We start from the raw sequence: 21,844 nt of genomic DNA, 5'->3' as shown, positions 1-21,844 counted from the left end.
AAGGACCACTCATGAGCACGCAGAACTTCACCCTCCCCGACGTCGGGGAAGGGCTGACCGAGGCCGAGATCGTGGCCTGGAAGGTCGCGCCAGGCGACACGGTCGCGATCAACGACGTGCTCTGCGAGATCGAGACGGCCAAGTCGCTCGTCGAGCTGCCGTCGCCGCACGCCGGTGTGGTGGGCGAGCTGCTGGTCGAGGAGGGGGCGACCGTCGAGGTCGGCACGCCCATCATCACCTTCGTCGCCGAGCCGGCTGCGGGTGCAACCGCGGCTCCGGTCGCCGCGGCTCCCGCCGCAGAAGAGGGCGGCGGATCGGTGCTGGTCGGGTACGGAACCGGAGGCGGTGCGACCTCGCGTCGCAAGCGCCCGGCCGAGCGTCCGGTGCGCTCCTCGGTGGGCGTGATCGCGAAGCCGCCGATCCGCAAGCTCGCGCGCGATCTCGGCGTCGATCTCACCACGGTCGCCGCGACCGGTGTCGACGGCGAGGTCACGCGCGATGACGTCATGAAGCACGCGTCGCAGGCGAGCGTCTTCCGCAACATCGAGACTCCCGAGTGGGGAGCCGTGCGCGAGGAGACCGTACCCGCGCCGCAGGCCGCGCCCGCAGGACTCGCGCGCGGTCTCACCGTGACCCGGCCTTCCGCCGCCGCCGACGACCGTACCGAGTCGATCCCGGTCAAGGGCGTGCGCAAAGCCACCTCTTCGGCGATGGTGCAGAGCGCATACTCGGCCCCGCACGTGACGGTGTGGAAGGAGATCGACGCGAGCCGCACGATGGAGCTCGTCAAGCGCCTGAAGGCCTCGCCCGACTACGCCGACATCCGGGTCTCACCGCTGCTGATCATGGCCCGCGCCGTGATCTGGGCCGCCCGCCGCACGCCGATGGTGAACGCCGCCTGGATCGAGACCGAAGCCGGTGCGGAGATCGCCGTGCGCCACTACGTGAACCTGGGCATCGCCGCCGCCACCCCGCGCGGTCTGCTGGTGCCGAACATCAAGGACGCGCAGGACCTCGGAATGAAGGACCTGGCGCGGGCGCTGAACCGGCTGACGCTCACGGCACGCGAGGGCAAGACTCCGCCGGCCGATCAGCAGGGCGGCACGATCACCATCACGAACATCGGTGTGTTCGGGATGGATGCCGGAACGCCGATCATCAACCCCGGCGAAGCCGGAATCGTGGCGATGGGCACCATCAGCCAGAAGCCGTGGGTCGTCGACGGCGAGGTGCGTCCTCGCTGGGTGACCACGGTCGCAGGGTCCTTCGACCACCGCGTGATCGACGGAGACGGCATGAGCCGCTTCATCGCCGACGTCGCCTCGGTTCTCGAGGAGCCCGCGCTGCTCGTGGACTGACCCGCGTCAGGCGCTCGCGCGAAGGCGCTCCTCCGCCAACCGCGGCACGGCGTGCTCCCGTGCCGCGCGGCGTGCGGTCGCCACGGCTCCCCGTGACACGACCTCGGCCCCCAACGTCGACGCCAGGATCTCGGGTGCCGGCAGATGCAGCTCCTCGGGCAGGATGCGACGGGCGGCGGTCAGCACGGGCTCGATGCTCTCGGCGACCGCTCCGCACACGATGACGCGCGCCGGGTCGTACATGCTGCCCAGCACGCCGACGATGCGGGCGACGGTGGCCCCGACACGGGAGGTGACCAGCGCCGCATCCGGGTCTCCTGATGCCGCGAGGGTCAGCACGAGCCGGGGGTCGATGCGGTCGGCCTCGACGAGCCGGCCGACGGTGCTGTCTGGGGCGATCTCCCCGGAATCCACGGCCGCGCGCACCTGATCCTGCACGGCGTAGCGGAGCCCGAACGCCGATCCGACCCCCACGATGTGGTCGAACACGACGCCCTCGCCCACGCCGCCGTGCGCACCGTGCAGCACGTGGCCGTCGACGACCACTCCGCCGCCGAACCGCTCGCTGGCGAGCAGGGCGACGTAGTCGCGGCATCCGATCGCCGCTCCCTCAGCGCCCTCGGCGACGGCGGCGAGCTGCGCGTCGTTCTTGATCTGCACGACCGGGGCCCAGTCGTGCAGAGCCTCGGCGAGCCCGGGGTTGGTGCGCTCCCAGAAGCCTTCGGGGTGAGGCGGGGAGATGCCGTCGCGGTTCACGGGCGCCGCGACGCCGACGCACAACGCGAGCACCTGCTCGCGCGTCACCTCGGCTTCGACGAGCGCATCGCTCAGGCGGTCGAGGATCGTCGCACGTCGCTCCTCTGCGGACTGCGACGGCGCGAATTCCACGCGGTGATGCACGAGCGTCCGATCGAGGGGGTCCGCCACGGTCACGGCGAGGTGGGTGTCTCCCGCGTCGACCCCGATCACGACACCGAGGTCCGGGGCCAGCACGAAGCGACGTGAGGGGCGACCGGAGCGGTAGGTGCCGGCGGCACGGGCGTTCGGGAGCTCGTGCAGCACGTCGGCCCCGACCAGGGTGTCGATGGCGTCGATCGCGGTGGAGCGGGTCAGAGAGGTGCCGGCCATCGCCTCGGTCGCGGTGAACTCGCCGGCCGTCCAGGCGAAGTCGAGCACAGCGCCGACGCTCGCGCGCCCGGTTCCCAGGTCTGTGGAGACTTCTGCCATGGCACTTGACCTCCCTGTCCTCCAATGAGAGAGTACCGTTCGACAGAGTAAATTCGCTCACTAGATTTAGTATTCGGATTTACACGACGGAAGGACGACGGTGTCTGAGAGACGAACACGTGCGGTGCGAGCGGTGGCCGCGGCCCTGGGGGTCACCCTGGTGGGCACGGCGCTCGCGGGCTGTGCCGCCGATACAGGGGCGGAGGCCATCCGCTTCACCTTCAGCAAGCGCGAGGCGATCGAGTTCATGACCACCCTCGTCGCCGAGTACAACTCCTCGCAGGACGACGTGAAGGTCGAGATCGACACCTCGGGCGTCGACGTCGTCTCGGCGAGCTTCGTGCGGGGCAATCCGCCCGACATCATGCTCGCCAACTACAACTACGAGATCGCCCGGTTCGTGCAGCGCTGCGCGCTCATCGATCTCGCAGGCACCGACGCGGCCGCGGACATCCGCGACGACCTGCAGCCGCTCATGGACCAGTACGGATCCTGCGAGGGCCGTACGAGCGCGCTTCCGTACTCGGTGATGGCGGCGTCCGTCATCTACAACAAGGAAATCTTCCAGGCGCAGGGCCTCGAGGTGCCGCAGACCTGGGACGAGCTGCTCGCCGTGTGCGATCACCTGAAGGCCGCCGGCATCGACCCGTTCTACGGCACGTTCAAGGACGACTGGACCGTCGGCCAGGGCTGGTACGACTACACCGCCGGCGGCTCGGTCGACGTGATCGAGTTCTTCGACGCCCTCGCCGACGAGGGAGCCGATGTGGGACCCGACTCCGCCGTCTCGTTCTCGAAGGACTTCGCCGAGCCGATGGACAAGATGATGCAGCTCGCGAACGACTACACGAACGCGGATGCCCCGAGCCGCGGCTACGGTGATGGCAACCTCGCTTTCGGCAAGGGCGAGGCCGCGATGTACCTGCAGGGACCGTGGGCCTTCAGTGAGATCGCGAAGACCGCACCCGACCTGCAATTGGGTACCTTCCCGCTGCCGATGACCGACGACCCGGCCGACCTCGGCGTGCGCGTCAACATGGACCTGGCCGTGATGATCCCGGAGGGCTCGCGCCATCAGGAGGCCGCCCGCGACTTCCTCGAATTCCTCTACGAGCCGCAGAACATCGAGGAGTACAACGCCTCGCAGCTCGGCTTCACCCCGACGAAGGGGGCTCCCGCCCCCGACGACCCCCGCGTCGAGGGGATGGTCGAGTATTACGACAACGGACAGATCTACCAGGGTCCGTCGGTGCTCGTGCCCAAGACGCTTCCGATCATGAACTACGCGCAGGCCATGGTGCTCGGCTCCTCGCCGACGTCGATCCTGCGCACGATGGACGCGGACTGGGCCCGCATCGCCTTCCGCGCGCCGATCCCGTCGACGAAGGACACCGCGTCCGGTGCGGAGGGCGCATCGTGAGCACCACCACCCCCACCACGCCGGGCGACAGCACGACGCTCATCGTCACCGGCGGCGACCGGAAGCTCCGGCGGCACACGCGTCGCGTCGAGCCGATCTACTACCTGTTCCTGCTGCCGACGCTGGTGCTCTTCACGCTCGCGATCACGGCGCCGGGTGTCATCGGCATCTTCTTCAGCTTCACCGACTCGATCGGCATCGGGGAGTGGAGCTTCAACGGGCTGACGAACTACATCGCGCTGTTCAGCGATCCGTCGATCCTGCAGAGCTACCTGTTCACGTTCGGATTCTCGATCGCCACGGTGATCGTCGTGAACGTGGTCGCGTTCCTGCTGGCGGTCGGGCTCACCTCGCGCATCCGCTTCAAGACGGGCCTGCGCACGATCTTCGTGATCCCGATGGTGATCTCGGGCATCATCATCGCCTACGTCTTCAACTTCCTGTTCTCCAACTCGATCCCGGCAGCGGGGGCGGCGGCGGGCATCCCGTGGCTCGAGACGAGCCTGCTCGCCAACCCCGACCTCGCCTGGATCGCCATCGTGATCGTCACCGCGTGGCAGGCCGTGCCCGGCACCCTGCTGATCTACATCGCCGGCCTCCTCTCGGTTCCCGGCGAGGTGTACGAGGCGGCGAGCATCGACGGCGCCAGCAAGGCGCAGCAGCTCACCCGCATCACGCTCCCGCTCGTCGCGGGCTACGTGGTGATCAACGTGATCCTCGGGTTCAAGGGGTTCTTGAACGCCTACGACATCATCGTCGGCCTCACCAACGGAGGCCCCGGGACCTCCACCCGCAGCGTCGCGATGACGATCATCGCGGGCTTCAACGGCGGCGACTACGCCTACCAGATGGCCAACGCGACCATCTTCTTCATCGTCGCCGTGCTCATCTCCCTCCTCCAGCTGTCGCTGACGCGCGGAAGGAACGCCCTCTGATGTCGACGCAGACACTCACCACCGTCCCCACCTCGGGAAAGAAGCCGCGCGTGCGCATGGAGCGCGTGAACTGGTCGGGCACGATCATCCTGATCCTGTGCGCCGTGACCGTGCTCCTGCCGCTGTACGTGACCATCTCGATGGCGCTCAAGACCACGGGTCAGGCGGTCGACGGCAATGCCTTCTCGCTGCCGGCCCCGTTCAGCGTCGACGGTTTCGTCGAGGCGTGGACGCTGACGAAGTTCCCCGTCGGTGCGGGCATCTCGCTGCTGGTCACCGCCGGCACCGTGATCGCGACGATCGTGCTGGCGGCCTTCGCCTCCTACGCCATCGTGCGCAACTGGGACCGCCGGCTGTTCCGCTACTCGTTCTTCTACCTGCTCGCGGCGATGTTCATCCCGTTCCCGGTCGTGGCCCTGCCGCAGATCCAGCTCACCGGACGCGTCGGACTCGACAACCCGTTCGGCGTGATCATCCTCGCGACCATGTTCCAGCTGAGCTTCAGCGTGCTGCTGTTCACCGCGTTCCTGCGCTCGATACCGATCGAGCTCGAGGAGAGCGCGCGCATCGACGGAGCCACGACCTGGCAGACGTTCTGGAAGCTCATCTTCCCGCTGCTCGCCCCGATGAGCGCGACCGTCGGCATCTTCGCGTTCCTCTACGCCTGGAACGACTTCATGATGCCGTCGCTCATCATCGCCGACCCGGCGCTGCAGACCCTGCCCGTGCGCCAGAACCTGTTCCAGAACCAGTTCAGCAACAACTACAACGTCGCATTCGCCTCGTACCTCATGGCGATGGCGCCCGCGATCGTGGCCTACCTGTTCACCCAGAGGTGGGTCATGGAAGGCGTCACGCAGGGCGCCGTCAAGGGCTGATCTCACCGGATCGCCCGAGCACCCTAACCACCCGAAGTCCTCGAACCACCGCAACCACAGAAGGAGCTCTCCTCTCATGACCGACGCGATTCTCGCCGAGACCCGCACCGCCGAAGACGCCTCCTGGTGGCGTCAGGCCGCCGTCTACCAGATCTACCCGCGCAGCTTCGCCGACGCGAACGGCGACGGCATCGGCGACATCCCCGGCATCGTCTCGCGGGCCGACTACCTGCGCGACCTCGGCATCGATGCGGTCTGGCTCAGCCCGTTCTATCCGTCTGCGCTCGCCGACGGTGGATACGACGTCGCCGACTACCGTGACGTCGACCCGCGGCTCGGCACACTCGCCGACTTCGACGACATGGTCGAGGCGCTGCACGCCCGCAGTATCCGGGTGATCGTCGACATCGTCCCGAATCACTCCTCCGACCGGCACGAGTGGTTCCAAGAGGCGCTCACCGCCGGACGCGGCTCGTCCGCCCGCGAGCGCTACATCTTCCGCGAGGGCACCGGCCCCGACGGCTCCGAGCCGCCGACCGACTGGGATTCGGTGTTCGGCGGCAGCGCCTGGGAGCGAGTGGAAGACGGGCAGTGGTATCTGCACAACTTCGCGGTGGAGCAGCCCGACCTGAACTGGGACCACCCCGAGGTGCGCGCCGACTTCCTGAAGACGCTGCGCTTCTGGTCGGACCGCGGGGTCGACGGATTCCGCATCGACGTCGCACACATGCTCACGAAGGACCTCACCGAACCGCTGCCCTCACGCGCCGAGCTCGACGCGATGGACCGCACCTCGGGCACACACCCGATGGTCGACCGTGACGACGTGCACGAGATCTATGCCGAGTGGCGTGCGGTGTTCGACGAGTACGACCCGCCGCGCACCGCCGTCGCCGAGGCCTGGGTGGAGACACCGGAACGTCGTGCGAAATACGCCTCGGCCGACGGGCTCGGGCAGGCGTTCAACTTCGATCTGCTCGTGGCCGACTTCGACGCCGCGCAGTTCCGGAGCATCATCGCCGACAACCTGCAGCAGGCGCAGGCGACGGGATCATCCACCACCTGGGTGCTGTCGAACCACGACGTCACCCGGCACGCCACCCGCTACGGACTCCCGGCACTGAACGGCCGTCCGGTCAAGCAGGGCACCGAATGGGTCAAGGCAGGCGGACCGGCGGAGGGACTCGACCGCGAGGGAGGACTCCGCCGGGCGCACGCGGCGACCCTGCTGCTGCTCGGCCTTCCCGGCAGCACCTACCTCTACCAGGGGGAGGAGCTCGGTCTCCACGAGGTCGCGCAGATCACCCCCGACCAGCGCCAGGACCCGGGCTTCTTCCGTGGTGCCGAGTTCGACGGCCTCGGTCGGGATGGGTGCCGCGTGCCGTTGCCGTGGACCGCTGCGGGATCCTCGTACGGATTCGGAGCCGCGGGCGCGCACCTTCCGCAGCCGGAGTGGTTCGCGGAGTACGCGGTCGACGTCGAGGCGGCAGATCCGTCGTCTACGCTCTCGCTGTACCGGGAGACCCTGCGCCTGCGTCACCTGCTGCAGACCGGCGAGAACCTGCAGTGGATCGAGACCGGCCGCGACGATGTGTTGCGCTTCGCCCGCCCGAACGGTTGGCAGGTGGTGTCGAACTTCGGCACCGCGCCCTTCGACCTCGGTGCGGACGCCGCCGAGGTGGTGCTCGCGAGTGCTCCGCTCGATGCTTCGGCGCTTCCGGGCGAGGCCACGGCCTGGATCGCACCGTCCGGTCTGCTCGGCTGAGCCTGCGCAACTCCCTAACTCCCTAACTCCCTAACTCCCTAACTCCCTAACTCCCTAACTCCCTAACTCCCTAACTGCCTAACTGCGAAAACGGAGACGATCCGCGTCACGCGCGGAGTGTTGATCACAGACACCCCGCGCGAACGTCGGATCATCTCCGTTTCGGCAGGGCAGGGCAGGGCAGGGCAGGGGGCAGGGCAGAGCAGGATTTGATAATGGTTCTCATTAGCGTTTAGAGTGAGGGCATGAAGAAGCCCGTCGTCGCCCTCGCCCTCGCATCCGTCGCCGCTCTCACGCTGGCCGGATGCTCCACCCCCTCGGCGGGTGAGGGCGACGACGGCACCATCACGGTCGTCGCGAGCACCAACGTCTACGGCGACATCGCGGCGACGATCGGCGGAGACCGCGTCGACGTGCAGTCGATCATCACCTCCGCCTCGCAGGACCCGCACTCCTACGAAGCCAGCGCCCGCGACCGGCTGACCGTGCAGAAGGCCGACCTCGTGATCGAGAACGGCGGCGGCTACGACGCCTTCATCGACACGCTGCTGCAGGACGCGAAGGACCCGCACGTCGTCACGGCCGTCGAGTACTCGCACGACTTCCCCGGCAACGACGGCCACGACGACGAGGCCGGTCATGACCACGCGGATGAGTCGGCGAGCGCGGCCCCTGAGGAGAGCGATGCGCCCGAGGACGAGGCGCACGGTCACGCCGAAGACGAGGCCGGGCACGAGGGCCACGACCACATCGAGGGGTTCAACGAGCACGTCTGGTTCGATCCGCACACCATGATCCACGTCGTCGAGGCCATCGCCGACGAGCTGACCGAGCTCGACCCCGACGGTGCGAAGGAGTTCGCCGCCAACGCGGCCGACCTGACCGCCGACCTCGAGGGCTTCGAGACCGACCTCGAGACCCTCAAGTCGGATGCTCCCGGCGTCAACGTCTTCATCACCGAGCCGCTGCCCGGGTACCTCGCCGCAGCCGCCGGATTCACCGATGTCACCCCTGAAGGGTTCGCCGAGTCGGTCGAAGAGGGCACCGACGTCGCCCCGGCCGTGCTGCTGCAGGCGCTCGACGTGATCGGCAGTGGTCAGGTCACCGCGCTGCTGACCAACGCGCAGACCGGCGGGTCCGAGACCCAGCGCGTCGAGACCGCGGCGAAGGACGCCGGCATCCCCGTCGTCGCCTTCACGGAGCTGCTCGAGGACGGATCGTCGTACTCTGAGTGGATGAGTGACGCGATCCAGAGCCTCGCCGCCGCCGTCAAGTCGTGAGCGGCGCCGCGCAGCGCGAGACTCCGGTCCTCGAGATCTCCGACGCGTCCCTGCACCGCGGCGATCGCGAACTCTGGTCGGGCCTCGACCTCACGGTCGAGCCGGGGGAGTTCATCGCGGTGCTCGGCCCTTCCGGGTCGGGCAAGACCACCCTGCTGCGGAGCATCCTGGGCCTGCAACCCCTGTCTTCGGGCACGATCCGCGTCGCGGGTGAGCCCGTGCACCGTGGCAACTCCCGCATCGGGTACATTCCGCAGCAGCGCTCGCTCGCCCCCGACACGAGCATGCGGGCTCGCGATCTGGTCGCCCTCGGGGTGCAGGGGAGCCGCTTCGGCTTCCCGATCCCACACCGCGGAGACCGGGCCAAGGTCGACCGGCTGCTCGAGGCCGTCGGCGCCTCGCACTTCGCCGACCGCCGGGTCGGGTTGCTCTCGGGCGGAGAGCAGCAGCGGCTGCGGGTCGGCCAGGCTCTCGCCGATGAGCCCGCCCTGCTGCTGTGCGACGAGCCGCTGTCGAACCTCGACCTCGCCAACCAGGTCGCCGTGACCGACATCATCGACCGTCAGCGCCGTGAGCGCGAGGCCGCGGTGCTGTTCGTCACGCACGACATCAACCCGATCCTCGGCCGGGTCGACCGCATCCTCTACATCGCCGGCGGGCGGTTCCTGCTCGGAACCCCCGACGAGGTGCTGCAGACGCGCGTGCTCACCGACCTCTACGGAACCCCCGTCTTCGTGCTCCGGGCAGGAGACCGCCTCGTGGTCGTCGGCGTCCCGGATGCCGAGCCCCACCACGACCACGGTGACCACGAGCACGGAGGAGCGGCATGAGTGCCGTACTGGGCATGGTGCCCCTGGTCGACTGGAGCGACGTCTTCTCGTTCCAGGACTACGGCGAGCTCGTCGCCCTGCTCTCGAACTCGATCATCGCGGGTGCGGTGCTCGGCATCGTCGGCGGACTCATCGGGGTGTTCGTGATGCAGCGCGATCTCGCGTTCGCGGTGCACGGCGTGAGCGAGCTGTCGTTCGCCGGCGCGGCGGCCGCCCTGCTCTTCGGTGGCAGCGTCGTGGCCGGATCCCTCGGCGGTGCGCTCGTGGCCGCCATCCTGATCGGCATCCTCGGCGCCAAAGCCAGGGACCGCAACTCGATCGTCGGCGTGCTCATGCCGTTCGGCCTCGGCCTCGGCATCCTGTTCCTCTCGCTCTACGACGGCCGCAGTGCCAACCGCTTCAGCCTGCTCACCGGCCAGATCGTGTCGGTCTCGAGCCCCGACCTCGGCTGGCTGATCGGCATCAGCATGGTCGTGCTGATCGGGCTGCTGGTGATGTGGAACCCGCTGCGGTTCGACTCGCTCGACCCGGAATCTGCCGCCGCCCGCGGAGTGCCGACCCGTGCCGTCAGCCTGCTGTTCATGGTGCTGCTCGGCCTGATCGTCGCCGTGAGCGTGCACATCATCGGCGCCCTCCTGGTGATGGCGTTGCTGGTCACCCCCGCGGCCGCCGCGATGCGCGTCACCGCCGGTCCCATCGCCGTGCCGTTGCTGGCCGCGCTGTTTGGTTTCGTCTCCGCTGTCGGCGGCATCCTGCTCGCCCTCGCCGGCACGCTCCCGGTGAGTCCGTACATCACGACGCTGTCGTTCACGATCTACGTGGTGTGCTGGATCGTGCAGAAGGCACGAGCCCGGGTGCGCCGTGTGCGGGCCTGAGTTCCTCTCCCAGCCCTCGCCAACCCCCGCGGCCTAGACTCGTCGTATGGCTCAGCGGAACACCTGGCAGCGCGAGCGCGTGCGCGAAGCACTCGCCGACGCGCGCGGATTCGTGAGCGCGCAGAGCCTGCACGCCGCGCTGCGCGACGACAACACCGGCATCGGCCTCGCCACCGTGTACCGCGCGCTGGCAGGGCTCGCCGCCTCCGGAGACGCCGACTCGCTGCAGAGCCCCGAAGGCGAGGCCCTGTACCGCGCCTGCACCACGCAGGGTCATCACCACCACCTCATCTGCCGATCCTGCGGTCTGACCGTCGAGATCGAGGCGAAAGACGTCGAGCAGTGGGCGCACCGCACCGCTGCGCTGCACGGCTTCACCGAGGCCGCCCACGTGGTCGACATCTTCGGGCTGTGCACCCCGTGCGCGAACAAGCGCGACGCCGAGAGGTCCGCGTCCGCGTGAGCTCCTCGGCAGCAACGGCGACCCGTCACGGCCACTCCCATCGCCCGGCACCCTCGCCGCGATCGGCATGGATCGGTGTCGGCCTCGGCGCCGCCATCATCGCCGCGCTCTTCCTGATCGACGCCTTCCTGCCGAAGCTGTTCCCCGCCTCGTTGCCCACCCGCGCGCAGGACGGGCTCACTCTCGCGCTGAGTGTGCTGATCGAGGCCCTGCCGTTCGTGATCCTCGGCGTGCTGCTGTCGATCGTGGTGCAGGTGTGGCTCCCGGCCGATGTGATCCACCGCTGGTTGCCGAAGCGCGCCTGGGCCCGGCGGGCCGTGCTGTCGCTGCTGGGTATGCTGATCCCGGTGTGCGAGTGCGGCAACGTGCCCTTCGCCCGCGGGCTCATGATGCGCGGCCTGGCACCTGCCGAAGCGATGACGTTCCTGATCGCGGCGCCGATCGTGAACCCGATCGTGATCCTCACCACGCATGCGGCCTTCGGCTGGGACGGCGGCATCCTCGTCGCCCGCCTCGTCGGCGGCTACCTGATCGCGAACCTGATCGGCTGGATCTACAGTCGGCACCCTGATCCGGACGGCATGCTCACGCAGCGCTTCGTCGACACGTGCGACCGGGTCACCCACGAACCCGGCACCCCGGTGCGTCGCAGCCTCACCCAGTTCCTCATCGAGCTGCGCGCCGTGATGCCAGCGCTCGTGATCGGCTCGGCGCTCGCCGGAGCCGTGCAGGTGCTGATCCCGCGCGAGTGGCTGCTGGCGATCGGTTCGAACCCGGTGCTGTCGATCGTCGCGATGATGGCGCTCGCGATGACGGTGGCCATCTGCTCGAACGTCGATGCGTTCTTCGCGCTCTCGTTCGCGTCGACGTTCTCTTCCGGTGCGATCGTCGCGTTCCTGCTCGTCGGACCGCTGGTCGACATCAAGATGCTGGCGCTCATGCGCACCACTTTCACGGCGCGCACGCTCGTCGGGATCGTCGGCATCGTGCTCGCCTCGGCCTTCGCGATCGGGATCGGGGTGAACGTCCTTGTCTGAGCAGATGGCACCGTCAGACCAGACCGCCACCCGCATACGTGCGCTCGGCACGCGATGGTTGGGCGTGGGGCTCGCGGCCGTCATCTCGGTCGTCACCCTCGGCCTCGGGCTCACGGGACGCCTCAACCTCTACATCAGCCCCGAGTCGGTGTGGTTCGCCTGCACCGCCGCGGTGGTGACCCTGGCCGGAGCAATCTGGTCGTGCACCCTCCCGCTGGGGGAGGAGGGCGACCACGGTCACGATCACGGGCCCGTGCCCGCTCCTGTCGCTCACGTGGATCATGACGGATCGGATCATGACAGCGCTGATCATGACAGCGCTGGCCACGACGGCGCTGGTCACGACGGTTCCCCGGCTTCCTCCCGCCGCACGCTCGCCGGAGTCGCGGCCGTCGCCGGTGGGGTCATCGCCTCGGGCGTCGTCGTGGCGGGGCTTGTCTTGCCCCCGGCATCCCTCTCGGTCGAGCTCGCGATGTCGCGCGCGGGGGAGCAGAGCGCGTTGTTCGCCGGCGCCGACTCGGTCGCGCTCGGCGTGGCCGACACGTCGACGTTCGGCGTCGGCGACTGGGCGAGCGTCTTCACGGCGGCGACGAACACGGCCGCCTACGACGGCGCCGCGGTGAAGCTCACGGGCTTCGTGACGCCGGGTGCTTCGGGTGACGACGGTGTGAACCTGACTCGTCTGGTCATCACGCATTGCGTGATCGATGCGCAGACCGCGGTTCTGCCCGTGGACGTGAAGTCCGACGAGTACGCGACGGGTCAATGGGTCGAGATCACCGGCACCGTGCGAGCGGATGCCGACGGCAAGCTCCGCATCGAGCCGACCGATGTCGTCGCGATCGATGAGCCGGGAGACCCCTATGAGTACTGACGACGAGCGCCCCGAGGTGCCCGCCGTCCCGCGCACCCGCGCGGAGATGCGTGCAGCGCGGGAAGCTGCCGAAGCGGCGGAGGCCGAGCGGATCGACCGCGCGGTGGCGTCCGCCGATCATGTCGCACCGCCCGCCGACCAGCCCGCCCCGGCTGATCGGCCCGGCGATCAGCCGCCCGCCGACGCAGACGAGTCGGCGCTTCGTGAGGCCGCCGCCCCCGACGCCGCCGCTCGCGAGGCCGCCGCGCGTGAAGCCGCCGCGCGTGAAGCCGCGGTCCGTGAGGCAGGTGACCGTGAGGTCGCGGAGCAGGAGGCCGCCGCCCGCAAGATGGCCGCCTTCGAGGCTGCGGCGCGCGAGGATGCGGAGGCGACCGCGCTTCCGCCCGTCCCGCTCGCGACCGATCCCGTGTTCGTCGGCGCAGCCCCGGAACCTGTCGTCGAGACCTCGGCGCCAAGTGCCGTGGCGCAGGAAGCGACAGCGGAGCCGTACGTGCCGCCGGCCCCCCGCGCCACCGCCGAGCGCCGGGTCCCGCCCCCGCCGGGGAGCCGACGCCGGTTCGTGCTCACAGTTGCCGCCGTGCTCGGCGTCCTCGTCGTCGTCGGAACGGGATTGGGCATCGCCAGCCTCCTTCAGGGGCCGCGCATCAGCGATGTACAGGTGGACGCCGCGCAGGCGATCGAGTCGTCCGGCAGTCGCGTGATCCTCACCGCGAACCAGGCGCTCGCCGACATCGACCCCGCGCAGGTCAGTGTCGAGCCCGAGGTGCCGTTCACGGTCGATGCCTCGGGTCGCGGCGTCGGCGTGCGATTCACGGTTCCGCTCGACGACTCGACCGAGTACACGGTCCGCGTGTCCGATGTCGTCGGTGCCGGCGGTGGGCCGACGACGACCCTGACCGCGAGCTTCACGACTCCGCCGTCGAACATCTTCCTGCTGCGCCGCGATGTCGCGGGCAAGGACAAGATCTTCCTCACCGACCTGAGCGGCGAGAAGGCCGTCCCCGTCTTCGAGCATGACAAGATCAACGACTTCCGTGCCACCTCCACGCAACTCGTGGTGTCGGTGGAGGAAGACGACGGGTCTCGACTGCTCGTGATGGACCGCGACGGCAAGAACCCGCGCGAGCTGAAGCTCCCCGGCGAGGGCTACGTGGGCGCGATCCAGGTCTCCGAGCGCGGCGGTCTCGTCGGCTACAGCTACTCCGACAAGGAGCTCAGCGATACCGAGGGACGTGCGAGCGTGCTGGTCACCCAATCGCTGAGTGGCGATGACGACCCGCAGATCATCGAGGTCGCCGGCACCGAGGCGAGCGTCTTCGTCTGGCAGTTCGTGCCCGACAGCGCTGCCGTGCTGTTCATCGACTTCGACGGAGCTCTCTCGCTCGTCGACCGCTCCACCGACGCCGGCGTGCAGTCCCTCGGTCTCGCGGCCACCATCCAGGGGATCTCCCGCGGCACCTACACGGCGATCGTCGAACGGCTCGACGGGGCCGTGGTCGAGCTCAACCTCGCAGACGGCACGGAGCAGCCGCTCGCGGCATCCGATCCCGACTACGGAACGGCGAGCTCGATCACGCCGTATCCCGGTGGCACGCTGCGCCACGTGGTCGCTCGCGATGACGAGGGTCTCCCGATCGGACAGGTGGTCGTGCGCGTCGACGACGACGGCGCGGCGACCCCGTTGGTCGAGGTCGGATCCACGGACTCGATCCTGCAGGCGTGCGCGTCGCCGAGCGGCCAGTATGCCGCCGTGGTGGTCGCGCCCGACCTGGCGAACAACGCCTACGACGGGATGCTGCTGCCGCTGCCCGAGAACGTCGAGACCCACCTGATCGACATGGCCTCGGGCAAGGAGATCGTCGCCCTCACCGGCTTCGACGCCTCCTGGTGCCAGACGGCTCCGCGATTCTGAGATGTCCGGCGGTTCCGACCTCCTCCGCGGTGCTGACCTGCCGCACGACGGCCTGCGCCGCGCCGGCCGTTCGGACCTGAGCGCCTCCGCGGTCGCGGTCGCACCGCGTCTGCTCGGGGGCGAGCTGCGCACCTTCGTCACGACCGCCGGACCTGTCCCGGTCGAGGTGCGGCTGCGCATCACCGAGGTCGAGGCCTACCACGGGCAGGGCACGGGCGAGATCCCCGACCCGGGTTCGCACGCGCGCATGGGGCGCACGGCCCGCAACTCCACGATGTGGGGAGAGCCGGGGCACCTGTACGTGTACCTGAGCCACGGCATCCACTCGTGCGTCAACGTCGTGTGCGGCCCCGAGGGGCAGGGCGACGGCGTGCTGCTCCGGGCGGGCGAGATCGTGAGCGGCACCGAGGAGGCGGCCCTCCGCCGTGGCGTCGACCTTCCCCTCCGGCGCACCACGCTGCGCGACCTCGCCCGCGGTCCGGGCCGCCTCGGACAGGCCGTGGGGCTGCGGCATCCGCTGCACGACGGGATCGATGCGATCACGGGCGAGGAACGGCACGGCGCGCGAGCGGAGCTGTGGCTGGGTCCGCAGCGCGACGACGTGGTCAGCGGTCCGCGTGTCGGTGTCGCCGGCGTCGCCGGGACTGCGGCGTTCCCGTGGCGCTTCTGGATCGACGCCGACCCGACGGTGTCGCCGTTCCGGTGGGGGAGGGGTGCGGCTGAGGCCGCGGATCTCGCGCCGGGGCCGTCGGGATCGACCACCCCGGCGCCCGTGCTAAACTGACTCTTTGTCTGCGCACACTCCTGTGCGCAGTTCGCGTGCTTCCCCTTCTGCGGCCGAGTGATCGGCGGGGCGGGGTCGCGTGCAGACAAGGGATCTTGGGTGAGGCCGTCCGGTCTCACGGTATAGAAGGAGTCACATCATGGCAGCAGTGTGCCAGGTGACCGGAGCTGTTCCCGGCTTCGGACACAATGTCTCGCACTCGCACCGCCGGACGAAGCGCCGCTTCGACCCGAACGTGCAGAAGAAGACGTATTTCGTCCCCTCGCTCGGTCGTAAGATCACGCTCAACGTGTCCGCCAAGGGCATCAAGGTGATCGACGTCCGTGGCATCGAGAACGTCGTCAAGGACCTCCAGGCGAAGGGTGTGAAGCTCTAATGGCCAAGAAGGCTCAGGACGTACGTCCGATCATCAAGCTGCGTTCGACGGCAGGTACGGGTTACACGTACGTGACGAAGAAGAACCGCCGCAACACCCCCGACCGCCTCGTGCTCAAGAAGTACGACCCGGTCATCCGTCAGCACGTCGAATTCCGAGAGGAGCGTTGATCAATGGCTAAGAAGAGCAAGATCGCTCGCAACGAGCAGCGCAAGGTCATCGTCGAGCGTTACGCCGAGCGTCGCGCCGAGCTGAAGAAGACCCTGGTCGACCCGAACGCCACCGACGAGGCCCGTGAGGCCGCACGCGTCGGTCTGCAGAAGCTGCCGCGCAACGCGTCGCCGGCTCGCGTGCGTTCGCGCGACGTCATCGACGGCCGCCCCCGTGGTGTCCTCACGAAGTTCGGCATCTCGCGTGTCCGCTTCCGTGACATGGCGCACCGTGGCGAGCTGCCCGGCGTGACCAAGTCGAGCTGGTAAGTCTCAGCAGACAGTCGAAAGGGGCGAGGATCTTCGGATCCTCGCCCCTTTCGCATGCCCCGTCCCTTCTACGCGATGGGCGGACTTCTCCCCGTGGGGCGGACCCCTGTGATCGGGTTCGCCGCCCCACGGGGAGAAGTCCGCCCGAAGGGTGGTCCTGCACAATGGGTGGCCACTCCGAGTGAGTGCACAGAGAGCGGAAGTGGAGAGGGGCGGAGGCGTCGAGGGGCGGCAGGCTCGAGACATGGATGTCGTGCGCGCTCTCAATGCCAGGAACGGGATCGCGCGGGTCGCCACGCTGCGTCGGTCGGGGGTCACGGACCACACTCTGCGCCAGGCGGTGCGCGCGGGGGTGGTGATCTCGGTGTGCCGGGGGTGGGTGGGGCTCCCCGCGGCGGACCCGATGCTCCTCGCGGCCGCGAAGCGAGGGGTCGTGCTCAGTTGCGTGACCGTGGCCGCGCGGAAGGATCTGTGGGTGACGGCGGCATCGCAGCCCCATGTGGCTGCGCCCGCGAAGTCGGGTCATGCGAACGCGGCGCGTGGCGTCGTGCACTGGAGCAGACCGATCTTCCCGCGAGACCCTGAGCTGCTCGAGGACTCGATCGAGAACGCGCTCGTGCTCGTGGCGCGCTGCCAGCCGTATGAAGATGCGCTCGCGACGTGGGAGTCCGCGATGCGAGCGGGCGCGGTGGATCCCGACGTGCTCGACCGCGCGCCACTGCCGCCTGCGGCGAGGCGGCTCATGATCGACGCTCGGCCCTTTGCGGACGCGGGGACCGAGACCATCTTCCGGACGCGGCTGGCGTGGCTGGACGTGCCGATCACGCCGCAGGTATGGGTCATCGGGCATCGAGTCGACTTCCTGATCGGCGAACGACTCGTCGTCCAGATCGACGGCGGTCACCATGTCGGACCTCAGCGAGCGAGTGACATCGCTCACGACGCAGAACTGATGCTTCGCGGATACCACGTGATCCGCATCGGCTACGACCAGCTCATGAATCACTGGGCGTCCGTGCAGAGCCGGATCCTGGCCGCGATCGCGCAGCGCCTCCATCTCGCATCGTGAGTCGTGCGCTCGGGCACACCGCGATGGGCGGAGAAGTCTCCGTCGGGCGGGACTGCTCGTGTGGAGCCTCCGCCCATCGGCGAGATCTCCGCCCTCGGGGTGCGGCGATGGCGCGGATGCTGTGGGGAGTGCTGCTCCTCACGCGACGGGGGTGGTGCTGTGCGCGACGGCCCAGGCCAGGGCGTCGTCGGCGATCTCCTCCCAGCCGTCCTGGCTGACGAGGCGGTGCGTGCGCCCTGCGTACTCCTTGTAGTCGACGACGGAGGGACTGCCGGTGGAGCGGTACTTCTGCACGATCGCACGACCGATGGCGGGCGGCACGACGTGGTCGATCTCACCCGTGATGATGTAGAGCGGTGCGCGGTCGGTGCGGGCGTAGTCGACATGCGTGACTCCACCCTTCTCGTTGAACGCCGATGCCACGCCCTCGAAGAACACCCGGTTGTAGGAGTTCACCGCGGATTCCTCCCACAGGCGGTCGGAGGCGGCACGGCTCAGGTCGTTCCCGAACGTGAAGTGGAAGTGCCTCTTCGAGAGAGGCTTCGCGCCGTTGCGGCCGAACGGGTTCGACAGGATCGGGGTGCCGGTCCACAGCGTCGACAGCGGGAGCGTGGTGATGCCGGCCGTCTGTCCCGGCGCCACACCCACGTAGGCGGCTCCGACGCCGCGATCGGCGAGCATCTGGGTGATGACGCCTCCGAACGAGTGGCCCATGATGATCGGCTCGACGGGCAGCGCGCGGATGATGCTCTCGTAGCGGTCGACGATCTGCTTCAGTCCGACGCCTTTCAGCGCCGACGGGTCGCGACGGATGTCTTCCACGGAGCGGTCGTCGATGCCGGGCCAGCCGGGGACGATCACCTCGTGCCCCGCGGCGCGGAAGCGTTCGGCCCACGTGTTCCAACTCGCGGGGGTCATCCACAGGCCGTGGATGAGGACGATCGGGGTCTTCTCGGTGCTGTCCATGAACTTCCTCTCTCTGGTTCGGCTCCCGTCGGTCGGGAGTGCGTTACGCTGATAGTAGACCGAACGTTCTATCTACCGCAATGTATTCCCGAAAGTCGTGAAGTCGTCGACCGCAAGCTCCGGTTCGGATGCCACGATGAGGAAGGACAATCATGAACACCACCACGAAGCGCCCCAGCCCCGGCCGCGCCCGGTTGATCGACGCGGCCACCCGCCTCTTCTATGAGGAGGGCATCCACGCGGTCGGCGTCGACCGCGTGATCGAAGAGGCAGGCGTCACCCGCGCCACGCTCTACAAGCAGTTCGGCGGCAAGGAGAATCTCGTCCTCGCGTACCTCGCGCATGAAGACGAGATGCTGCGCGCGATGTTCGCGGAGGCGGGCGCCACCGTGACGGATCCCGATGTCCTGCTCGATGCGGTGGTGCAGGGCATCGCCGCCGACATCCGCGAGCGACACACGCGCGGGTGCCCCTTCATCAACGCGGCTGCGGAGTACCCGGACGCGGATGGCGCCGTGCGGCGGCTCATCGACGAGCACCGCGAGTGGTTCCGCTCGACGCTGCGGGCGGTCGCCGAGACCGCGGGGCTGGAACGGCCGGAAGAGGTCGCGGCGTCTCTCGTGCTGCTGCGGGATGCGGCTCTGGTGGGGGGCTATCTCGACGGAGAAGACCGCGTCGCGCCCGCGTTCGCGCGCACGTCTAGCGCCGTGATCGAGGCGCATCGCTCCCGCTGAGGGCCTTCGTTTCTGTGACTGGAGTGACAAAAGTGACGCGACACGCCCAGTAATTGCCCAAAACCCGCGAAATGACGCGGAAATGAGGGTGGTGGTTGGTACATTCGAGGCGGTCGCTAGACCAGGAGCATCCGCTCCGATACCCACAACGATGCGACGGGATCTCGTCGCTGGAGGATGACATGGCTGACAAGTCCATCACCAAGACCGAGCTCGTCGCGAGCATCGCAAGCGCCACGGGCCAGAGCCAGGCCACCGTCTCCGGTGTCCTCGACTCGCTGTTCGCCACGGTCTCCGACGCTGTTGCCAAGGGCAGCAAGGTCTCCATCCCGGGCTGGATCTCCTTCGAGCAGGTCGACACCGCTGCTCGCACGGGCCGCAACCCGCAGACCGGCGCCGAGATCAAGATCCCGGCCGGCAAGCGCGTCAAGGTGACCGCTGGTTCCAAGCTCAAGGCTGCCGTCAAGTAAGCAGACCGCACCTCTTCGAAGGCCGCTCCCGTTCCGACGGGGGCGGCCTTCGTGCTTTCTCACCGCCGGTCGCGCCTAGGCTGGAGGGGTGAGTTCCCGCAGCGTGTCGACGAGTCGGACTTCGGCGTATCGAATAGCGGGAATCGTCATCCTCATCGTCGCCGCGATGGTGGCCCTGGTGCTGGCTCTGCTCGTCGGCGGAGGCGCCAAGCCGCCGCTCCTGCAGGACCCGGGTCCGTTCGTGCTCTGGGGTACCCCGATCGCCAAGCTGGTCATGAACATCTCGGGTGCGCTCATGCTCGGCTCGCTCGTGCTCGCGCTGTTCGGTCTGCGCGCGGGGGAGAAGTCGTTCGACGCCGCCCTGAACATCGCCTCGGTGGGCGCGGTCGTGTTCACGGTCTCCGCGGGCCTGGCCGGTTTCCTCGCCTTCATGGCCGCGTTCAACCCGAAGCTCAGCATCGAACGCGAGTTCGGCACTCAACTCGGTCGATTCCTGCTGGAGCTGCCGTTGGGGCAGTCCTGGCTCATCACCACCATCTTCGGTGCCATCATCACCGTGCTCGCCTTCGCGTGGCGTTCGTGGACGCCCACTCTCATCACGGCTCTCCTCGCCGCCGCATCGTTCCTGCCGCTCGCGACGCAGGGTCACGCCGGCGACCTCGCCGGGCACAACATGGCCGTCAACTCGATCCTGCTGCACACGATCGGCGCCGCGGTCTGGCTGGGCGGGCTGCTGCTCCTGGTGCTGCTGCGGGGACGAGCCGACGTCGATACCGCGCGGCTCGTCGGGCGCTACTCGTCCCTCGCGATCGCCGCCTTCGCCGTGGTCGCCGTGTCGGGTGTGACCCGGTCGATCGTGGCCGTCGGAAGCTGGGATGCGCTGTGGGCGACGCCCTACGGCTGGATCGTGCTCGCCAAGATCGCTCTCCTGGGAGGGATGGGACTGCTGGGGGCCTGGTACCGCGCCCGCCTCATCCCGAAGCTCTCGGGACAGCGCGCGGCCGGCTGGTTCTGGCTGCTGGTGCTGTGCGAGGTGGCGCTGATGGGTCTGGCCTCCGGTGCCGCCGCGGCACTCGCGCGCACGCCTCCCCCGACCGGAGAGGTCGCCGCCTTCGCCCAGACCCCCGCGCAGATCCTCACCGGCTCGACGCTGCCTCCGGAGCTGACCCTCGAGCGCTGGTTCACCGCCTGGGACTTCGACGTGCTCTGGCTCGTCGCCGCCGGTTTCGGACTGTTCCTCTACCTGGCTGGAGTGCGACGGCTGCGTCTGCGCGGCGACCGCTGGCCGATCCATCGCACCGTGTTCTGGGTGCTCGGCATGCTGATGCTCGTCTGGGTGACCAGCGGGCCGCTCAACGCGTACCAGGAGTACCTGTTCAGCATCCACATGATGGGCCACATGATGCTGTCGATGGCGATCCCGCTGCTGCTGGTGTCTGGCGCCCCCATCACTCTCGCGTTGCGCGCGATCCACAAGCGCGACGACGGCACCCGCGGCGGCCGCGAGTGGATCATGTGGGCAGTGCACTCGCCCTTCGCCCGCGTCGTGACGCACCCGTTCGTCGCGGCGGCGATCTTCATCCTGTCGCTGTGGGCCTTCTACTTCACCGACCTCGTGCGATGGTCGATGTACGAGCACCTCGGTCACGAGTGGATGGTCATCCACTTCCTGATCTCGGGCTACCTCTTCGTGATGAGCCTGATCGGCGCCGACCCGGTGCCGTACCGTCTGCCGTACCCCGGTCGTCTGATCACGCTGATCGCCGTCATGGCGATGCACGCCTTCTTCGGCATCGCGATCATGATGCAGGAGGGCCTGATGGTCGCCGACTGGTTCGGGTCGATGGGTCGCGACTGGGGCGTGGACCCGATGCAGGACCAGTACGTCGGCGGCGGCATCGCCTGGTCGATCGGCGAGATCCCGACGCTGATCCTCGCGATCACGGTCGCGATCCAATGGAGCCGCAGCGACACCAAGCTGCAGCGGCGCGCAGATCGGCACGCCGATCGCACGGGAGACGCCGAGCTCGAGGAGTACAACGCCAAGCTCGCCGCTCTCGCCGAGCGCGACGAACGGGACCAGCGCGCGGGCCGTCGAGGCTGACGGCCGCT

The 21,844-nt window shown here is 68.7% G+C and carries 22 protein-coding genes; 20 read left to right on the top strand and 2 right to left on the bottom strand.

The window, feature by feature from the left end; translation table 11 throughout:
* Positions 1-11 precede the first annotated feature (11 nt).
* Entirely contained in the window at positions 12-1,358 is a 1,347-nt protein-coding gene (locus ACIQLD_RS10865) for a dihydrolipoamide acetyltransferase family protein (RefSeq protein ID WP_402608014.1), read from the top strand.
* Between the two features lie 6 nt (positions 1,359-1,364).
* Here the strand turns inward: ACIQLD_RS10865 and ACIQLD_RS10860 are convergent, their stop codons facing one another.
* Positions 1,365-2,585, bottom strand: a complete 1,221-nt coding sequence (locus tag ACIQLD_RS10860) for an ROK family protein (protein ID WP_402608013.1) — start codon at positions 2,583-2,585, stop codon at positions 1,365-1,367.
* A 100-nt stretch (positions 2,586-2,685) separates the two neighbouring features.
* Between ACIQLD_RS10860 and ACIQLD_RS10855 the strand changes: the two genes are divergently transcribed.
* The 16 genes from ACIQLD_RS10855 (at position 2,686) to ACIQLD_RS10780 (ending at position 17,562) form a co-directional block, all read left to right on the top strand.
* Positions 2,686-4,005 (top strand): ABC transporter substrate-binding protein, encoded by a 1,320-nt coding sequence (locus ACIQLD_RS10855; protein ID WP_402608012.1) that lies wholly within the window; start codon positions 2,686-2,688, stop codon positions 4,003-4,005.
* The gene (locus tag ACIQLD_RS10850; RefSeq protein ID WP_402608011.1) at positions 4,002-4,940 is read left to right on the top strand and encodes a carbohydrate ABC transporter permease; all 939 of its coding nucleotides are present in this window, start codon (positions 4,002-4,004) and stop codon (positions 4,938-4,940) included. The genes ACIQLD_RS10855 and ACIQLD_RS10850 overlap by 4 nt, the downstream gene beginning before the upstream one ends.
* Positions 4,940-5,818 (top strand): carbohydrate ABC transporter permease, encoded by an 879-nt coding sequence (locus tag ACIQLD_RS10845; RefSeq protein WP_021201606.1) that lies wholly within the window; start codon positions 4,940-4,942, stop codon positions 5,816-5,818. The genes ACIQLD_RS10850 and ACIQLD_RS10845 overlap by 1 nt, the downstream gene beginning before the upstream one ends.
* A gap of 76 nt (positions 5,819-5,894) precedes the next feature.
* Positions 5,895-7,583: a glycoside hydrolase family 13 protein gene (locus tag ACIQLD_RS10840; protein ID WP_402608010.1), complete on the top strand. Its 1,689-nt coding sequence runs from the start codon at positions 5,895-5,897 to the stop codon at positions 7,581-7,583.
* Positions 7,584-7,828: 245 nt separating this feature from the next.
* Entirely contained in the window at positions 7,829-8,863 is a 1,035-nt protein-coding gene (locus ACIQLD_RS10835) for a metal ABC transporter solute-binding protein, Zn/Mn family (RefSeq protein ID WP_402608009.1), read from the top strand.
* The gene (locus tag ACIQLD_RS10830) at positions 8,860-9,693 is read left to right on the top strand and encodes a metal ABC transporter ATP-binding protein (RefSeq protein WP_402608008.1); all 834 of its coding nucleotides are present in this window, start codon (positions 8,860-8,862) and stop codon (positions 9,691-9,693) included. Before ACIQLD_RS10835 ends, ACIQLD_RS10830 begins: the two co-directional genes overlap by 4 nt.
* A gap of 14 nt (positions 9,694-9,707) precedes the next feature.
* Positions 9,708-10,568, top strand: a complete 861-nt coding sequence (locus ACIQLD_RS10825; RefSeq protein WP_402608531.1) for a metal ABC transporter permease — start codon at positions 9,708-9,710, stop codon at positions 10,566-10,568.
* A 46-nt stretch (positions 10,569-10,614) separates the two neighbouring features.
* Entirely contained in the window at positions 10,615-11,031 is a 417-nt protein-coding gene (locus tag ACIQLD_RS10820; RefSeq protein WP_402608007.1) for a Fur family transcriptional regulator, read from the top strand.
* Positions 11,028-12,068, top strand: coding sequence for a permease (locus tag ACIQLD_RS10815; RefSeq protein ID WP_402608006.1), 1,041 nt, complete (start codon positions 11,028-11,030; stop codon positions 12,066-12,068). The genes ACIQLD_RS10820 and ACIQLD_RS10815 overlap by 4 nt, the downstream gene beginning before the upstream one ends.
* A gap of 4 nt (positions 12,069-12,072) precedes the next feature.
* On the top strand, positions 12,073-12,942 hold the full coding sequence (locus ACIQLD_RS10810) for a TIGR03943 family putative permease subunit (protein WP_402608005.1): 870 nt from the start codon (positions 12,073-12,075) through the stop codon (positions 12,940-12,942).
* Complete coding sequence (locus ACIQLD_RS10805) at positions 12,932-14,854, top strand: hypothetical protein (RefSeq protein WP_402608004.1); 1,923 nt, start codon at positions 12,932-12,934, stop codon at positions 14,852-14,854. The genes ACIQLD_RS10810 and ACIQLD_RS10805 overlap by 11 nt, the downstream gene beginning before the upstream one ends.
* Before the next feature lies 1 nt (position 14,855).
* Entirely contained in the window at positions 14,856-15,638 is a 783-nt protein-coding gene (locus ACIQLD_RS10800) for a DNA-3-methyladenine glycosylase (RefSeq protein ID WP_402608003.1), read from the top strand.
* Positions 15,639-15,777: 139 nt separating this feature from the next.
* Complete coding sequence (gene rpmB, locus ACIQLD_RS10795) at positions 15,778-16,014, top strand: 50S ribosomal protein L28 (protein WP_017203559.1); 237 nt, start codon at positions 15,778-15,780, stop codon at positions 16,012-16,014.
* Complete coding sequence (gene rpmG / locus ACIQLD_RS10790) at positions 16,014-16,184, top strand: 50S ribosomal protein L33 (RefSeq protein ID WP_017203558.1); 171 nt, start codon at positions 16,014-16,016, stop codon at positions 16,182-16,184. The genes rpmB and rpmG overlap by 1 nt, the downstream gene beginning before the upstream one ends.
* Positions 16,185-16,187: 3 nt before the next feature.
* Entirely contained in the window at positions 16,188-16,493 is a 306-nt protein-coding gene (rpsN, locus tag ACIQLD_RS10785) for a 30S ribosomal protein S14 (protein ID WP_017829734.1), read from the top strand.
* Positions 16,494-16,737: 244 nt separating this feature from the next.
* Positions 16,738-17,562 (top strand): endonuclease domain-containing protein, encoded by an 825-nt coding sequence (locus tag ACIQLD_RS10780; protein WP_402608002.1) that lies wholly within the window; start codon positions 16,738-16,740, stop codon positions 17,560-17,562.
* A gap of 138 nt (positions 17,563-17,700) precedes the next feature.
* On the opposite strand, the gene ACIQLD_RS10775 is transcribed toward ACIQLD_RS10780, so the two are convergent.
* On the bottom strand, positions 17,701-18,528 hold the full coding sequence (locus ACIQLD_RS10775) for an alpha/beta hydrolase (RefSeq protein ID WP_402608001.1): 828 nt from the start codon (positions 18,526-18,528) through the stop codon (positions 17,701-17,703).
* Between the two features lie 152 nt (positions 18,529-18,680).
* Between ACIQLD_RS10775 and ACIQLD_RS10770 the strand changes: the two genes are divergently transcribed.
* From ACIQLD_RS10770 to ACIQLD_RS10760, 3 genes are all read left to right on the top strand, one after another.
* Positions 18,681-19,262 (top strand): TetR/AcrR family transcriptional regulator, encoded by a 582-nt coding sequence (locus ACIQLD_RS10770; protein ID WP_402608000.1) that lies wholly within the window; start codon positions 18,681-18,683, stop codon positions 19,260-19,262.
* Positions 19,263-19,444: 182 nt separating this feature from the next.
* Positions 19,445-19,732: an HU family DNA-binding protein gene (locus tag ACIQLD_RS10765; RefSeq protein ID WP_017203554.1), complete on the top strand. Its 288-nt coding sequence runs from the start codon at positions 19,445-19,447 to the stop codon at positions 19,730-19,732.
* 166 nt (positions 19,733-19,898) lie between these two features.
* Positions 19,899-21,836 carry a cytochrome c oxidase assembly protein gene (locus ACIQLD_RS10760; RefSeq protein WP_402608529.1) on the top strand — a complete coding sequence of 646 codons (1,938 nt, stop codon included), beginning with the start codon at positions 19,899-19,901 and terminating at the stop codon, positions 21,834-21,836.
* Positions 21,837-21,844: the final 8 nt, after the last annotated feature.

The sequence above is a fragment of the Microbacterium sp. NPDC091662 genome (assembly GCF_044756705.1).
Taxonomy (GTDB): domain Bacteria; phylum Actinomycetota; class Actinomycetes; order Actinomycetales; family Microbacteriaceae; genus Microbacterium.
This window is presented reverse-complemented; position numbering and strand designations above follow the sequence as displayed.

Bases quoted from the DNA above. Each gene is read 5' to 3' on its own strand.
- ACIQLD_RS10865 (WP_402608014.1), top strand. From the start codon at position 12: ATGAGCACGCAGAACTTCACCCTCCCCGACGTCGGGGAAGGGCTGACC.
- ACIQLD_RS10860 (WP_402608013.1), bottom strand. From the start codon at position 2,585: ATGGCAGAAGTCTCCACAGACCTGGGAACCGGGCGCGCGAGCGTCGGC.
- ACIQLD_RS10845 (WP_021201606.1), top strand. From the start codon at position 4,940: ATGTCGACGCAGACACTCACCACCGTCCCCACCTCGGGAAAGAAGCCG.
- ACIQLD_RS10840 (WP_402608010.1), top strand. From the start codon at position 5,895: ATGACCGACGCGATTCTCGCCGAGACCCGCACCGCCGAAGACGCCTCC.
- ACIQLD_RS10835 (WP_402608009.1), top strand. From the start codon at position 7,829: ATGAAGAAGCCCGTCGTCGCCCTCGCCCTCGCATCCGTCGCCGCTCTC.
- ACIQLD_RS10825 (WP_402608531.1), top strand. From the start codon at position 9,708: ATGGTGCCCCTGGTCGACTGGAGCGACGTCTTCTCGTTCCAGGACTAC.
- ACIQLD_RS10820 (WP_402608007.1), top strand. From the start codon at position 10,615: ATGGCTCAGCGGAACACCTGGCAGCGCGAGCGCGTGCGCGAAGCACTC.
- ACIQLD_RS10810 (WP_402608005.1), top strand. From the start codon at position 12,073: ATGGCACCGTCAGACCAGACCGCCACCCGCATACGTGCGCTCGGCACG.
- ACIQLD_RS10805 (WP_402608004.1), top strand. From the start codon at position 12,932: ATGAGTACTGACGACGAGCGCCCCGAGGTGCCCGCCGTCCCGCGCACC.
- ACIQLD_RS10800 (WP_402608003.1), top strand. From the start codon at position 14,856: ATGTCCGGCGGTTCCGACCTCCTCCGCGGTGCTGACCTGCCGCACGAC.
- rpmB (WP_017203559.1), top strand. From the start codon at position 15,778: ATGGCAGCAGTGTGCCAGGTGACCGGAGCTGTTCCCGGCTTCGGACAC.
- rpmG (WP_017203558.1), top strand. From the start codon at position 16,014: ATGGCCAAGAAGGCTCAGGACGTACGTCCGATCATCAAGCTGCGTTCG.
- rpsN (WP_017829734.1), top strand. From the start codon at position 16,188: ATGGCTAAGAAGAGCAAGATCGCTCGCAACGAGCAGCGCAAGGTCATC.
- ACIQLD_RS10780 (WP_402608002.1), top strand. From the start codon at position 16,738: ATGGATGTCGTGCGCGCTCTCAATGCCAGGAACGGGATCGCGCGGGTC.
- ACIQLD_RS10775 (WP_402608001.1), bottom strand. From the start codon at position 18,528: ATGGACAGCACCGAGAAGACCCCGATCGTCCTCATCCACGGCCTGTGG.
- ACIQLD_RS10770 (WP_402608000.1), top strand. From the start codon at position 18,681: ATGAACACCACCACGAAGCGCCCCAGCCCCGGCCGCGCCCGGTTGATC.
- ACIQLD_RS10765 (WP_017203554.1), top strand. From the start codon at position 19,445: ATGGCTGACAAGTCCATCACCAAGACCGAGCTCGTCGCGAGCATCGCA.
- ACIQLD_RS10760 (WP_402608529.1), top strand. From the start codon at position 19,899: ATGGTGGCCCTGGTGCTGGCTCTGCTCGTCGGCGGAGGCGCCAAGCCG.